The organism is Pseudoalteromonas sp. S3776 (assembly GCF_005886915.1).
Taxonomy (GTDB): domain Bacteria; phylum Pseudomonadota; class Gammaproteobacteria; order Enterobacterales; family Alteromonadaceae; genus Pseudoalteromonas.
Genome location: NZ_PNCU01000021.1, coordinates 21,203 through 35,201, shown reverse-complemented (window position 1 = coordinate 35,201; position 13,999 = coordinate 21,203). Strand labels below are relative to the sequence as shown.

The 13,999-nt window shown below is 41.8% G+C and carries 14 protein-coding genes; 7 read left to right on the top strand and 7 right to left on the bottom strand.

The features are described 5' to 3' along the window. The first annotated feature begins 34 nt into the window (after positions 1-34). The 3 genes from CWC16_RS10385 (at position 35) to speD (ending at position 1,847) form a co-directional block, all read left to right on the top strand. Positions 35-382, top strand: coding sequence for a DUF3802 family protein (locus CWC16_RS10385; RefSeq protein WP_055015599.1), 348 nt, complete (start codon positions 35-37; stop codon positions 380-382). A gap of 150 nt (positions 383-532) precedes the next feature. After that, positions 533-946 (top strand): OsmC family protein, encoded by a 414-nt coding sequence (locus CWC16_RS10380; protein WP_004588192.1) that lies wholly within the window; start codon positions 533-535, stop codon positions 944-946. An 88-nt stretch (positions 947-1,034) separates the two neighbouring features. Further along, the gene (gene speD / locus CWC16_RS10375) at positions 1,035-1,847 is read left to right on the top strand and encodes an adenosylmethionine decarboxylase (RefSeq protein ID WP_004588193.1); all 813 of its coding nucleotides are present in this window, start codon (positions 1,035-1,037) and stop codon (positions 1,845-1,847) included. Between the two features lie 81 nt (positions 1,848-1,928). Here the strand turns inward: speD and CWC16_RS10370 are convergent, their stop codons facing one another. Continuing rightward, positions 1,929-3,200 carry an aromatic amino acid transport family protein gene (locus tag CWC16_RS10370; protein ID WP_138541490.1) on the bottom strand — a complete coding sequence of 424 codons (1,272 nt, stop codon included), beginning with the start codon at positions 3,198-3,200 and terminating at the stop codon, positions 1,929-1,931. Between the two features lie 428 nt (positions 3,201-3,628). Here CWC16_RS10370 and CWC16_RS10365 point away from each other — a divergent pair, with 428 nt between their 5' ends. Both CWC16_RS10365 and CWC16_RS10360 read left to right on the top strand, forming a co-directional pair. Next, positions 3,629-4,426 (top strand): alpha/beta fold hydrolase, encoded by a 798-nt coding sequence (locus tag CWC16_RS10365; protein WP_138541547.1) that lies wholly within the window; start codon positions 3,629-3,631, stop codon positions 4,424-4,426. A 90-nt stretch (positions 4,427-4,516) separates the two neighbouring features. Then, positions 4,517-4,999, top strand: coding sequence for a hypothetical protein (locus tag CWC16_RS10360; RefSeq protein ID WP_138541489.1), 483 nt, complete (start codon positions 4,517-4,519; stop codon positions 4,997-4,999). 114 nt (positions 5,000-5,113) lie between these two features. On the opposite strand, the gene cysQ is transcribed toward CWC16_RS10360, so the two are convergent. Genes cysQ through cysG form a run of 6 tightly spaced genes read right to left on the bottom strand, consistent with a single transcriptional unit; the run spans position 5,114 to position 12,076 of the window. Further along, the gene (gene cysQ / locus CWC16_RS10355) at positions 5,114-5,884 is read right to left on the bottom strand and encodes a 3'(2'),5'-bisphosphate nucleotidase CysQ (protein ID WP_138541488.1); all 771 of its coding nucleotides are present in this window, start codon (positions 5,882-5,884) and stop codon (positions 5,114-5,116) included. 5 nt (positions 5,885-5,889) lie between these two features. Beyond that, positions 5,890-6,486 carry an adenylyl-sulfate kinase gene (gene cysC, locus CWC16_RS10350; RefSeq protein ID WP_138541487.1) on the bottom strand — a complete coding sequence of 199 codons (597 nt, stop codon included), beginning with the start codon at positions 6,484-6,486 and terminating at the stop codon, positions 5,890-5,892. 33 nt (positions 6,487-6,519) lie between these two features. Continuing rightward, complete coding sequence (locus tag CWC16_RS10345) at positions 6,520-8,244, bottom strand: SLC13 family permease (protein WP_138541486.1); 1,725 nt, start codon at positions 8,242-8,244, stop codon at positions 6,520-6,522. A 32-nt stretch (positions 8,245-8,276) separates the two neighbouring features. Beyond that, positions 8,277-9,701 (bottom strand): sulfate adenylyltransferase subunit CysN, encoded by a 1,425-nt coding sequence (gene cysN, locus CWC16_RS10340; RefSeq protein WP_138541485.1) that lies wholly within the window; start codon positions 9,699-9,701, stop codon positions 8,277-8,279. Further along, positions 9,701-10,600 (bottom strand): sulfate adenylyltransferase subunit CysD, encoded by a 900-nt coding sequence (cysD, locus tag CWC16_RS10335; protein ID WP_138541484.1) that lies wholly within the window; start codon positions 10,598-10,600, stop codon positions 9,701-9,703. Before cysD ends, cysN begins: the two co-directional genes overlap by 1 nt. A 48-nt stretch (positions 10,601-10,648) precedes the next feature. Then, entirely contained in the window at positions 10,649-12,076 is a 1,428-nt protein-coding gene (gene cysG, locus CWC16_RS10330) for a siroheme synthase CysG (RefSeq protein WP_138541483.1), read from the bottom strand. A gap of 281 nt (positions 12,077-12,357) precedes the next feature. Here cysG and deoC point away from each other — a divergent pair, with 281 nt between their 5' ends. Both deoC and CWC16_RS10320 read left to right on the top strand, forming a co-directional pair. Next, positions 12,358-13,101 carry a deoxyribose-phosphate aldolase gene (deoC, locus tag CWC16_RS10325; protein ID WP_138541482.1) on the top strand — a complete coding sequence of 248 codons (744 nt, stop codon included), beginning with the start codon at positions 12,358-12,360 and terminating at the stop codon, positions 13,099-13,101. 13 nt (positions 13,102-13,114) lie between these two features. Further along, positions 13,115-13,963 carry an SPFH domain-containing protein gene (locus tag CWC16_RS10320; RefSeq protein WP_171037645.1) on the top strand — a complete coding sequence of 283 codons (849 nt, stop codon included), beginning with the start codon at positions 13,115-13,117 and terminating at the stop codon, positions 13,961-13,963. Positions 13,964-13,999 lie beyond the last annotated feature (36 nt).

Sequence of the window (13,999 nt, the reverse complement as noted above, 5' to 3'; positions counted from 1 at the left end):
CTATGCAATTAGTTATTCAAAGGTGAAAATCACAATGGTTTTAGACAGGCAAGGGTACGATGACTTGATCATGTATCTAACTCAAAATTTAGCGTTATTTGAGAAGCCAGGCGAAATCAAACCCGGTGCGCCAACCGTTATGGAACTCATAGAAGACGTTATAGCGCAAAACGTGATGCTAATTTGTGAACAGCATACCAATCTTAATACCGAGCAACGCAGCCAAATAGTGCGCGAGGTAGACGGTATTGTTTACGACTTACAAGAAGTACTAAGCAGCATAACCTCTCAGCCCGTTACGGTTGAACAGCACGCATTTATAGACGAGTTTGCTGGGCTTATTAAAAATCTATTTGATAACGCGGTCACACAAACCGCTTAACGTTACCCGTTTACATAGCGCAGTGCGACCTGATTGCTGCGCTCCTATTACTTCTCGCCTTATTAATAACACCACTAAATTTAATCTCAGCGTTCACGTATCGTTGCAGATTGTTATACAATCAATAAAACTTTTTTTAGAGATAATCACATGCAAGCAAATGTAAAATGGGTTGAAGGCGACACCTTTATTGGCCGTTCTAATTCTAATCACAATGTCGTTTTTGATGCTGGTAGCGATAGCGCTGCACCAAGCCCTATGGAAATGGTACTTATGTCGGTGGGCTGTTGCTCGTCGGTAGATGTTGTAAGTATTTTAAAAAAAGCCAAACAAGATTTTTCGGATGTGCAAGTTCAGCTAAGCTCTGAGCGCGCAGAAACAGCGCCGCGTGTATTTACTAAAATTAACTTACACTTTGTTGTTACAGGCAATAATGTGTCGGAAAAGCACCTCGCGAGGGCGGTTTCTCTTTCTGCTGAAAAGTATTGTTCTGTTGCTTTAATGCTTGATAAAACAGTAGAAATTACCCACAGCCACGAAGTTGTGCAAGAACAGGTAAAATAACGCTTTTTCCGTGAGGAAAATTCGTATAAAATCCGCGAACTTTTCATTCTGCAGGTGCAGATTTCACTAATTTATAGGTTGGTTTATCATGAACAAACCCTTCGATAAACTTAAACTTCATGGCTTTAATAATTTAACCAAAAGTTTAAGCTTTAGTATTTACGACATTTGCTACGCAAAGACCGAGCAACAGCGTAAAGAATATATTGAATATATCGACGAGCAGTACAGTGCAGATAGACTAACCGACATACTAGGTGATGTTGTTGATATTATTGGTGCTAACATTTTAAATGTGGCGCGCCAAGATTATGAACCACAAGGCGCTAGTGTGACTATTTTGGTGTCTGAAGAGCCGGTAGAAGAGCAGCAAAATTACGATGCTGACGAAGCGCCAGGCCCATTACCCGATTCTGTTGTTGCGCACCTAGATAAAAGCCACATTTGTGTACATACCTACCCAGAAGCGCACCCTGATGATGGTATTTGTACATTCCGTGCTGATATTGAAGTATCTACTTGTGGCATTATTTCGCCACTTAAAGCGTTAAACTTCTTAATTCATAGCCTAGAGTCAGACGTAGTGACTATTGACTACCGTGTACGTGGTTTTACTCGCGACGTAAACGGCGTTAAACATTACATTGATCACGCTATTAACTCGATTCAAAACTTCATGACAGAAGATACCAAAGAAGCGTACCAAATGATGGACGTGAACGTGTATCAAGAAAACCTGTTCCACACTAAAATGATGTTAAAAGAAACCGACTTAAACACTTACCTGTTCGGCTTATCGACTGATGAGTTGTCGGATGAGGAAGAAGAAGAAATTCGCTCTAAGCTAACCCGCGAAATGCAGGAAATATTCTACGGTCGTAACCTACCAGACGCAGAATAAATTAGTTTAAAAGCAATTTAATTGTATAAAAAATGGCGCTCAATGAGCGCCATTTTTAATGGGGTATTTTTAGCAAATCGCTTAATTAAGCATACTGTAAATAAGCGCACATACGGCCAGTGAGCCCACAGCAAGTACAAACAAGGTACTTAAGCGGTTGCGGTATTTACTCAGCGCAGGCACTTTGTACACGGCAATCATAGGCATAATAAATAAAATCATCGCAATGATAGGGCCAGAGAGCTGATCCATCATGTCTAAAATGCTTGGGTTTTTGACCGCGCAAAACCAAATAGCAAAAAACATAATAAGTACGCCAATTTTGTCGGCTGCTTTTGCACTTAAGCTTGTTTGCTTAGTCACCAAACCGGTAAAGCTTTCGCGTGCACCTAAAAAGTGCCCTAAAAACGATGACGTAATCGCAATAAAGGCAACCAGCGGGCCAAGAGTCGCGATATACGAATTACTAGTGATATTAGCAAGGTAAGATAAAATCGATACGTTCGCGGCTTTAGCAGTAGCCATTTGCTCGCCAGTAAGTGATAGCACGCACGAAAACACAAACAGCAGTACAAATACAATAAGTAGTAAACTAGTGCGCTTTAAAATAGCCTCAGCCTTATTAGTGGCCTGATCGCCATAATGCCCACGCTGCACGTTCACAAAGCTTGAAATAGCCGCCGCATGGCTAAACGAAAACACAATGATAGGAATAGATAACCACAGCGTTTTAGTAAAGCTGCCTGCCTCTGGGAGGCTCATATCTGGCATTTGCCAGCTGGGTATTAAATAAAGCGATAAGCAAAATAAAATACCCACAAGCGGATACACCAAAATAGCGAACGCGCGAAGCATTAAGCGCTCGCCGCCCATCATTAGGCTAATCATACCGGCAACTAATACACCCGAAAGCAACACGCGAGAAGGTGACTCAAGGCCCATTTGGTTAACCATAAAGCTGTCTACGGTATTGGTTAAGCCTACGCCGTAAATAAGCAAAATGGGAAATATAGATAAAAAGTATAATAAAGAGATTAACCTACCTGCCGTTACACCAAAGTGCTCCTCAACAACATCAGTAAAATCTGAATCTTTGTTTTTAGACGACAACACAAAGCGGGCCAAGCCACGGTGTGCTAAAAAGGTCATTGGAAAGGCTAAACAGGCTAAAATAATTAGTGGCCAAAAACCCCCAATACCAATATTAATAGGTAAAAATAAAATGCCCGCGCCAACGGCGGTACCAAAAAGGCTTAACGTCCACTGCGTATCGTGCAGGTTCCATTTAGAAGTAGGTGTGTGTTCACCTGTTTGTGATGCATTTGAAAGCGTTGCATCTTGTGATGGTGTCATGTGTGTGCTCATCCATTATTTAAATAATAATCGCGCGCAAGAATATAGTTTTTAGCTAAAAGTTTCATGTTTTGAGGCATTTTGTAGACTAATTAATTAGACGCCGTAGCAGCAAAAGTGTCATGAATACGAAACAGCGCTGTAAAAATAAACAAATACCCTAATCAGCACAGTTTGTAGGTTGGGTAGAGCGAAGCGAAACCCAACACGCCCATAGTGTTATTCAAGCGTTAAAGCAAAAATAGGCGGTTGTAATAACGTAAAAATAGGGGAGCCATTTTTATTGGTTCCAACTAATATCAAAGCTTGCTCACAAAATCTGTTAAGTAGCAGCCATTGAGCCGAACTTCATAGGAGGTTTATACTAAACTCCGTTATACTTCCTGCAATTAAATATGCCAAACGAAGTAAACAGGCCGCTAACTGCAATGAGCAAAGACATTCTTTTTCATACTACTTTCCCGCACGATACCAGTAAAACATGGGTTGTATTTGTGCATGGCGCAGGGGGGAGTTCGGCAATTTGGTTTCGTCAGCTTAAAGCCTATAAAAAAGAATATAATGTATTGTTGCTCGATCTTCGTGGGCACGGTAAATCAAATAACTTAGTACAAAACTTTGTAGATAATAATTATTCGTTTAATAAGGTCTCTAAAGACATTATCGATGTGTTAGATCATAACAATATCCTTAGCGCACACTTTGTTGGCATTTCATTGGGCACTATTCTTATTCGCAATATTGCTGAAATTGCGCCGCAATATGTTTCTAGCATGGTGCTAGGTGGTGCAGTGACTCGCTTTAATACTCGCAGTAATACCTTGGTTTATTTAGGTAATACGTTTAAACACTTCTTGCCTTATATGTGGCTGTATCGCTTATTTGCTTTTATTATGATGCCGAAAAAGCGCCATAAAGAATCTCGACTTTTGTTTGTTCGCGAAGCAAAACGCTTGTGCCAAAAAGAGTTTATAAAGTGGTTTAAATTAGCCATGGACGTAAACCCTTTAATGCAGTACTTCAAAGAAAAAGACATCGATATACCCATCCTTTACATAATGGGTAAAGAAGATCACATGTTCCTTGGCCCTGTTAAAGAAATGGTAAAGCGCCATAAAAACAGCGTACTGCAAACTATCCACCATTGTGGCCATGTTTGTAACGTAGAGCGCCCTGATTTATTCAACCAGCACTCGCTTGCTTTTATCGCCCAGCAAAATCGTTAAGGGTTGTAGAAGGAATAGAGATAGGACTTTCTTTTTTGACTTACAAAAGTTAAAAAAGATCTAAATGGGTTAACTTAAAAGGAGTTTAAATTGGAAGCACTAAGTACAGCTAAGCAAATTATTGATATCTTTTCTGCTTTATTGAGCCCTGTAATTGCAATCTCAGTAGGTTTTATTGCATACCAGCAGTGGAAGCTTAATGTTGATAAAGAGAAGCGTGAAAGTAACTCAAATAAGCTGCATATTTATATAGTTGTAAAAAGGTTTTTGCGTAGTGTTGATATAAATCGTGTGGTCGATGATAAGTTATATGAAGAGCTTCAAGAGGCACTTGCCTTAGCTGATTTCTATTTTGATGGTATTGTTACCGATTGGTTATTTCAAGTAGACTTAGATGCATCAGCCTGGCTAAACTTAATGCAAATTAATTCACTACCTGACATGAAAGAATCAAACCCCGAGTTTACTCGTAATCAGAGAGAAATTGAGGAGCTAATTGATAATCTTCAAAACTTCTATTGTGAGTTATTTGATATATTTAAAGGTAGTATGATGTACTTGAAAACTAGTTAGTAATTAATAAGGCTTATTTTTCTTACCGCTTGCTAGATACAGTTTGATGACTCAAGAAGCTAAAGCTATCACTTGTCTTGCTGACAACTGATAGCTAACCACTCAAAACTGCTCTTATCCCTCTATCGCCGAAACAATAAAATACGGATTCAAATACTCATCCTTAGTGTTATATAAAAGTGGGCTGCCATCGAGCTTAGTGACTTTAGCACCGGCTATTTCGGCGATTGCATGGCCGGCTCCCGTATCCCATTCACACGTTGGGCCTAAGCGTGGGTAAATATCGGCGCTGCCTTCGGCCACTAAACATAATTTTAGTGAGCTGCCTTTTGAGATCATTTCAACGTCTTCAAAGCGTTTTACAAACTCGGCTAAATCAGGTGATGGGTGCGAGCGGCTGCCTACAACACGTATTAGGCCTTTATTAGGCTTGGTAGTTACTTTAAGCTCAATGCGTTCATCGCCTTTGTCTTTAAACGCACCAATGGCTTCTGCAGCAAGGTACGATACGCCAAGTGCGGGCGCATCAACTACAGCCAGTACAGGTTTACCGTTTTCGATAAGCGCTATGTTTACGGTAAATTCGCCGTTCTTTTTAATAAACTCTTTAGTGCCGTCGATGGGGTCTACTAACCAGTAGCTTTTCCATGTTTGACGGATATCCCAGCTTATATCAGCGCTTTCTTCGCTAAGTATAGGTGTGTCGGGGGTGAGCTGTTTTAACCCTGCCACAATCACTTTATGAGCTGCTAAGTCGGCGTCGGTTACTGGGCTTTCATCGGCTTTGTATTCAACGTTAAAGTCCTTTTCGTAAATCCCCATTATGGCTTGGCCTGCTTTGCGGGCAAGGATGAGGGTTTCTTCTAGTAGCTCGGTTTGGTTCATTGGGGTTAACCTATAATATGCTTTTGTTTTAGATACGTTATCAGTTGTGTAACCGATTGGTCTAGGGTGTTTTTACTGGTATCTAAAATTATTTCTGGGTTGCTTGGGATTTCGTAGCTTGAGTCGATGCCAGTAAAGTGTTTTATCTCTCCTGCGCGGGCTTTTTTGTATAAGCCTTTAGGATCGCGGCTTTCACATACATCAAGCGGGGTATCTATAAATACTTCAATAAACTCGCCGTCGTCGACAAGGTTACGCACCATGTCGCGCTCTGCTCTAAATGGTGAAATAAACGCAGTAAGCACTAATAAGCCTGCATCGGTCATTAGTTTTGCGGTTTCGCCAACGCGGCGTATGTTTTCAATACGATCTTCGTCGCTAAAGCCTAAGTCTTTACATAGGCCGTGGCGTACGTTGTCGCCGTCAAGCAGGTAGGTGTGCGCGCCTTGTTGGTTAAGCGCTGCTTCTAGTGCATTCGCTACAGTGCTTTTGCCAGAGCCAGAAAAACCGGTAAACCATAAAATAGCCGGTTTATGCTTTTTTTGCTCACTACGCTGTGACTTGGTGATTGCGTAGTTATGCCAAACAATATTTTCATCCATAGTGGTGAGTCTCTTGTACTTTAAGCGCCCGTATTAAAAAGGAAACACGAGCGGGATCAGGGTTAATACCGTGATTGAATAAATAATAGAAAGGGGCAAGCCCATTGTTATGTAATCTTTTAAGCGGTAGTTGCCCGCACTATAAACCATAAGGTTTGTTTGATACCCAAATGGCGATATAAAACTGGCCGATGCGCCAAACGCTACCGCCATAATAAAGGGCAGAGGGTCTACATTAAAACCCACGGCTAGCGAGTAAGCCACAGGGAATGAAAGCGCAGCTGCGGCATTATTAGTAATAAGTTCGGTGAATAATACGGTCATTAAAAATATGGCGATAAACGCGCCATACGGGCCAAAATCGCCTAATACCATAAATAGAGCGCTTGATATTTGCCCGGCAAGTCCGGTTTCTATCATTAATTTAGCAAGCCCTATAGCACTGCCTACGACGGCAAGTAGTTCAATGGGAAAGCGACGTTTTACTTCGCTAAGTTTAACTGTGCCGCTAAGCAGTAAGCCAATAAGTAACACCAGTAGGCCTTTTACTAAGGGGACTATACCTACAATGCTTAACCCTAATACCGCGGCAAAGCCTGCCAATACAATATTAGACTGCTTAGGTTTTAAGTGTGTTTGTAAATCAAACCCCGATATATACACAAATTCGCGGTTTAAATTAGGTAAAGAATAAAAGTTTTTACCTGGGGCGAGTATTAAAGAGTCGCCAGCTTGCAATTGCACTTGCCCAAGACCGCCTTGTAAGCGGTCGTGCCCGCGGCGAATGGCAATAACCGCGGCATGAAACTGCTCTCTAAAACGGGCTTCTTTTACGGTTTTGCCAATAAATTTAGAGGATTGACTTACCACTACTTCCACTAGGTGTTCTATGTCTTTTTCGTGGTTGTCGTGCACCACTTTTAATCCGTCAAAGCGCCTTAATAAGGGAACAGATTTAATGTCGCCAACAAACAGTAGTACGTCGTTTTGTCTAATAATTTGCTGAGGTGTTACTGCGTATATACGCTCATCGCCACGAATAATTTCGGCGAGGAATAAATCTTTTAATTCGCGTAGGCCGTTTTCTTCTACGGTACGGCCAATAAGCTTAGAGCCTGCCTGCACTTTACCCTCTAAATAAAAGGGAATAACCTCTTGCGCGTTTTTGCCGTTGTCGGGCAGGTATTTGAGCATCACTAAAATAGTAACAAGGCCCACGCTTAATGCGCCAATGCCTATTAAGGTAAAATCAAAAAAGCCAAGTGGTGCCATGCCGGCATCCACAGCAAAGCCGTTCACTATTAAATTGGTCGATGTACCAATAAGTGTAATGGTACCGCCTAATATAGCAGTGTACGACAGCGGTAAGAGTAGCTTTGAGGGTGAATGATTTGGGTTGTCTTTTATGGCGGTAATAAGCGATGCAACAACCGCGGTGTTATTAGTGAACGATGACAAAAACGCGGTTGATAAACCAAGCTTTGTTACCGACTTTACTAAGCTCCCTTTAGATAACGATTGGGAAAGCTGTTGTATGAGTGTAGTTTTTTCAATCGCGATTGAAACCAGCACTAATAGCACAAGAGTAATGAGCGACGGGTTTGCGTAGTTTACTAGCATGCTTTCAAGGTCAATCAGGCCAGTTAAATAACCTGTACCAATAGCGCTTACAAATAACCAGGCTGGATTAATGCGGGTGCCAAAAAGGCACCCAACTAAGGTAAGCATAATGCCTGTTAAAACGAGCTGCTCTACCATGCTTTTATATTCCTAACAGACATTTTTTATACTTACAGTCTTGAAATATCAAGCGCTTGCCAATGTGGAAAGTGCTTGCGTACTAAGCTATTAAACTCAATTTCAAAGTCGCTGAAATCGTTGTTTTGTTTTTCGCTTTTTAGTACTTGCTCAATCATACCTGCGGCAACCGTTAAGTTAGATAAACGATCGATAAGGATAAATGAGCCAGTTTCGTGGTTGTTGTGATACTCATCAGCTAATATTGTTTCGCTTAGTTCAAGCGTAACAATGGCAATTTCGTTTAGCTGAAGTGAATCGGCTGTGCCGTGCTCTAAGGTATTTACATCAATAGTGTGGTCAATCTTTTTAACCACGGCTGATGTATTTTTGCTACCTAGTTTAATGTTGTAGCTTTTACCTAGTACCAGCGGCTCTTCGTGCATCCACACAAGTTTAGCTTGTATAAGGTTAGTAACCGTTGCACTTGAACTTTGCGGCACAATGACATCGCCGCGGCTAATATCAATTTCGCTATTTAGGGTAACGGTAATTGCTTGGCCGGCTTCTGCGTGATCTAGGTTGCCATTAAAGGTCACAATTTCTTTTATGCTTGATGTTTTACCCGACGGTAATACTTTTATTGCATCGCCAACTTGTAATTTACCTGATGCCAATGTGCCCTGAAAACCACGAAAGTTTAAGTTAGGACGCACTACATATTGCACTGGTAAGCGTGCTTCAAAGCCAGTATCGGTTTCGGCCGCTGGTGAGTCTTCTAAAAGTTCAAGCAATGGCTTATCTGTGTAATAAGGCGTATGTGCAGAGCGTGTTACTACGTTGTCGCCTTTAAGCGCCGACATAGGTACAAACTTAATGTTTGATACATTAAGCTGCTCAGCAAATTTAAGGTAGTCGGCTTTAATTTTTTCATAAACGGTTTCGTCAAAATCAACGATATCCATTTTATTAATTGCTACCACAAACTGTTTAATACCGAGCGAGTCACAAATAAAACTATGACGCTTAGTTTGTACTTGCACACCGTAGCGAGCATCAACCAAAATAATAGCTACATCGCTGGTTGATGCGCCTGTTACCATGTTGCGTGTGTATTGCTCGTGCCCTGGGGTGTCGGCAATAATGAACTTACGCTTAGCGGTTGAAAAATAACGATATGCTACGTCAATAGTAATGCCTTGCTCACGCTCAGCTTGTAGGCCATCTACAAGTAGCGCTAAGTCGAGCTCTTCGCCTGCGTTACCCACTTTTTCGTTATCTTTGTGAAGGGCAGCTAGCTGATCTTCATAAATTTGGTGGCTGTCGTGCAAAAGGCGGCCAATCAGTGTTGATTTACCGTCATCTACGCTACCACAGGTAAGCATGCGTAATAAGCTTTTATCTTGTTGGCGTGCTAGGTAGGCGTCTATGCCAATTTCTTTTACTTCGTTAATGGTGTCGTTAGTATTGGTAGACATTAGAAATACCCCTCACGTTTTTTCTTCTCCATTGAGCCTGCTGAGTCGTGATCGATTACACGGCCTTCACGTTCAGATGACGTAGATAGCAGCATTTCTTCAATAATTTCTGTTAGGTTACTGGCTGTAGATTCAACTGCACCGGTAAGTGGGTAACAGCCTAAAGTACGAAAACGTACTGACTTCATTTGTGGTACTTCACCCTCATTAAGTGGCATGCGCTCATCGTCAACCATTATTAGGGTGCCATCGCGCTCTACTACAGGGCGCTCTTTCGCTAAATAAAGCGGAACCATTTCAATGTTTTCTTGGTAAATGTATTGCCAAATATCAAGCTCAGTCCAGTTAGATAGTGGGAATACACGAATGCTCTCACCTGGGTTAACTTGGCTGTTGTAGGTATTCCAAAGTTCAGGACGCTGGTTTTTAGGGTCCCAACGGTGATGTTTATCGCGGAACGAGTAAACACGCTCTTTAGCGCGAGATTTTTCTTCATCGCGGCGTGCGCCACCAAATGCAGCATCAAAGCCGTATTTATCTAACGCTTGCTTTAAGCCTTGGGTTTTCATTATGTCGGTATGTTTACCTGAGCCATGCTCAAACGGGCTAATACCCATAGCCATGCCTTCTGGGTTTTTGTGTACCAGCAGGTCAAAACCGTATTCTTTTGCAAGGCGATCGCGAAATTCAATCATTTCACGAAACTTCCAGTTGGTGTCTACGTGTAATAACGGAAACGGAATTTTTGCAGGGTAAAATGCTTTACGCGCTAAGTGCAAAAGTACCGACGAGTCTTTACCGATTGAGTAAAGCATTACTGGGTTCTCAAACTCAGCGGCGACTTCGCGCATGATTTTGATACTTTCAGCTTCAAGTTGCTGAAGGTGAGTTAAAGCCATTGTTAGTCGTCCTACTAAAATGATTAAAAGTGATTAAGGTAAATATAATTATGTATTTGATACACCAGTTAGCGGCTGAGCAAAGCTACTGGTTTGCTCGTTTTGGCTAAACCACGCAAGCTGCGAGTGAAGAGCGGCTACTTCGCCAATAATAAGTAAGGCTGGCGATACAACACTGTTGCGCTCTATTAAATCTGCCAGCTCACCTAATTGCCCTGTAATAACACGTTGGTTTTTACGCGTGCCGTTTTCTATTATGGCTACTGGTGTAGTTGCACTGCGGCCATGTTTTAACAGCTGAGCTTGTATATGTGGCGATTTAATAACGCCCATATAAATTGCTAAAGTTTGATGCGCTTTAGCAAGCGATTGCCAATCAAGCTCTTGGCCATCTTTTTTACAGTGCCCCGTTACAAACTGTATAGCTTGTGCGTGGTCGCGATGCGTAAGCGGAATACCTGCATATGCACTACAACCTGCAGCTGCTGTAATACCTGGCACTATTTGATAATTCACGTTATTGGCAGCCAGTACTTGTACTTCTTCACCGCCACGGCCGTAAATGAAGGGATCTCCGCCTTTAATGCGGCACACTTTTTTGCCTTGCTTGGCAAAATCAACCAACATTTGGTTGGTATCTTCTTGGGCTACACTGTGATCGCCTAAACGTTTGCCTACGCAGACTAAATCGGCATCACGGCGTACTAATTCCATAATTTCATCTGACACTAAGTAGTCGTATACAACAACGTCAGCTTGTTGCATTAATTGCAGTGCTTTAAGGGTTAAAAGCTCAGGGTCGCCAGGGCCTGCACCTACTACATACACTTCGCCCTCTGGCTCTGCTTTGGCATCAAGCATTTGTTCTAGCTGCGCTTGTGCTGCATCGGTATTACCGGTTTGTACTTTGCTCACGACTGATGAATCAAACACGCCTTCCCAAAACTGGCGGCGGTCGGCAAAGTGTTTAAAGCGCTGTTTTACTTTATCTCTAAAGCTGCCAACTAAAGTAGCCAAAGGGCCAATGTGTTGTGGGATTAACGTTTCGAGCTTTTCACGTAAACGCCGTGCAAGTACTGGTGCGGTGCCTGCACTTGATATAGCAATGGTGATTGGGTCGCGATCTACTATTGATGGGAATATAAACGTACATTTAGGCTGGTCATCAACCACGTTTACAAACACGTTGCGCGCATTTGCAAGCTCAAATACATTATTGTTTACTTCGTCTAAGTCTGTGGCTGCTATAACCAGCATTTTGCCATCAAGGTGCGACTCATCAAAATAGGCATCAATAAGCGTTACTTCATTGTTGTGTGCATGCTCTTTTAGTTCATCACAAAACCAAGGTGCCACTAAGGTTACATTTGCGCGGGCTTTTAAAAACGCGCGACATTTGCGTAATGCAACCTCTCCACCGCCAACAACCAGCACGGGTTTGTTGTCGAGTTTGGTAAAGATAGGTAAATACTGCACGTGGTTAACACCTCTAAGTTAAATCTAAAATAAAACGCTATTGAGCAGATGGCAGAATATAGCGCGCATTAGTAAGTAAAAAATAATTAAAACCAAGTTTATATAACCAAAAGTTATAATGGGTGGTCGTTTTAGGTTTAAGGCTTAATCTATAGGGGATTAAGGCGAGTTACACGCACAATATTGTGCTTATAGTGTTTGGTTATGAGCTATAGCGAGATTACGTTAATTTGTTACTATGATGCTAAACCTAATTTATCGCCTACCTAAAGGGGTTACTGATGACTGAACAACACAACGACGCACACTTAGCGGTTTCGTTAATGGATCTAACCAGCCTTAATACAGCTGATACTTCAAACGATATTCAGCAGCTTGTAAATAGTATAAACCCACAATTGGGCACACCGGCTGCGGTATGTGTTTACAGCGATTTTGTAGATGATGCAAAAATAGCATTAGCTGCGCGTGAGCTTAACCATGTAAAAGTAGCAACGGTTACAAATTTTCCGAGTGGTGATGCGCCACTGAGCGATGTGATAAACGAAACGCTAATTGCTATTGAGCGTGGTGCCGATGAAATAGATTTAGTGATCCCCTATAAAGCGCTTATTGCGGGTGAGCACAGCAAAGTGCTCGAGTATGTAACTGAAAGTAAAAAAGTCTGTGGTACAAAAGCGCAATTAAAAGTAATTATAGAAAGTGGCGAGCTTAAAACTGAAGAGCTAATCGCTAAAGCAACCAACTTAGCGATTCAAGGTGGGGCTGATTTTGTAAAAACTAGCACAGGTAAAGTAGCTGTAAATGCAACGCTTGAAGCCACAAACGTGATGCTTAATACTATTAAAAAATCGGGTAAAGTAGTGGGCTTTAAAGCCGCTGGCGGTGTTAAAACTGTAAGTGATGCAAGTGAATACCTAGTACTTACACGCTCAATAATGGGTGAGGACTACTTACAAGCCGCTACATTTAGGTTTGGTGCCTCAAGCTTACTAAGCAATGTATATAAAGTATTAGAAAAATAACTAAGGACATAGAATGAAACCAAGAAATTCAGGGATGCAAACGCTGGTTAATAACCTTGCTAAAGGTGCCATTTTGGCCGGGGTTGTCGGGTTTGGCTTAACGGCATGTACTAACCCAAGCACGCCAGCGGGTGAAGAAGGGTATGTGTACGAAAAACCAAGAATATTTGGCGAAGGGGGCTATCAAGGCACCATGAAAGGGCCTGCTAACTATGGTGTTTCTTTACTTCGTAATGAAGTGGTAAACATTGATATGCGGCCAAATACGTATACTGAGGCATTTCAAATACTGGCCAATGATGATTTAAATATTAAATTTGATTTTCATGCAGTAATAGGTATTCAAAGTGGCTCGGTTAAAACAGTTGTAGAAGAGTATGGCGCACAGAATTGGTATAAACGCTTTGTGCGTGAAACGTTTAGAACCTATGTGCGTGACATTGTGCAAAAGTACGACAGTGGTGAGCTGAAAACTAACCGCGAAAAAATAGCGCAAGAAGTTAGCCTGCGTTTACAAACTTATTTATCATCAACGCCCTTTAAATTAGCAAATGTAGTAGTGGGAGATATTAATTACCCAGCTATTGTCGCAAACGCTGTAGAGAAAAAACTTGCTGCGCAGCAACTACTAGCAGAAAAAGAAACACAAAAAGAAATAGCCCGCAAAGATGCTGAAATAAGAGTGGAAGAAGCAAAAGGTATTGCCCAAGCCCAAAAAATTATTAACGCAACGCTCACAGCAAATTATTTACAACATGAAGCTATAAACGCGCAGGTAAAAATGGCTGAGTCGCCAAACCATACTACCGTTTATATTCCAGTGGGTAACAATGGCGTGCCGCTAGTAAAAGGTGCTAATTAAGCCTAGGGACTTGGGGAGCTAAATTATAGCTACCCA

Coding starts and splice junctions, on each gene's coding strand:
- CWC16_RS10385 (WP_055015599.1), top strand. CDS start 35: ATGGTTTTAGACAGGCAAGGGTACGATGACTTGATCATGTATCTAACT.
- CWC16_RS10380 (WP_004588192.1), top strand. CDS start 533: ATGCAAGCAAATGTAAAATGGGTTGAAGGCGACACCTTTATTGGCCGT.
- speD (WP_004588193.1), top strand. CDS start 1,035: ATGAACAAACCCTTCGATAAACTTAAACTTCATGGCTTTAATAATTTA.
- CWC16_RS10370 (WP_138541490.1), bottom strand. CDS start 3,200: ATGACACCATCACAAGATGCAACGCTTTCAAATGCATCACAAACAGGT.
- CWC16_RS10365 (WP_138541547.1), top strand. CDS start 3,629: ATGAGCAAAGACATTCTTTTTCATACTACTTTCCCGCACGATACCAGT.
- cysQ (WP_138541488.1), bottom strand. CDS start 5,884: ATGAACCAAACCGAGCTACTAGAAGAAACCCTCATCCTTGCCCGCAAA.
- cysC (WP_138541487.1), bottom strand. CDS start 6,486: ATGGATGAAAATATTGTTTGGCATAACTACGCAATCACCAAGTCACAG.
- CWC16_RS10345 (WP_138541486.1), bottom strand. CDS start 8,244: ATGGTAGAGCAGCTCGTTTTAACAGGCATTATGCTTACCTTAGTTGGG.
- cysN (WP_138541485.1), bottom strand. CDS start 9,701: ATGTCTACCAATACTAACGACACCATTAACGAAGTAAAAGAAATTGGC.
- cysD (WP_138541484.1), bottom strand. CDS start 10,600: ATGGCTTTAACTCACCTTCAGCAACTTGAAGCTGAAAGTATCAAAATC.
- deoC (WP_138541482.1), top strand. CDS start 12,358: ATGACTGAACAACACAACGACGCACACTTAGCGGTTTCGTTAATGGAT.
- CWC16_RS10320 (WP_171037645.1), top strand. CDS start 13,115: ATGAAACCAAGAAATTCAGGGATGCAAACGCTGGTTAATAACCTTGCT.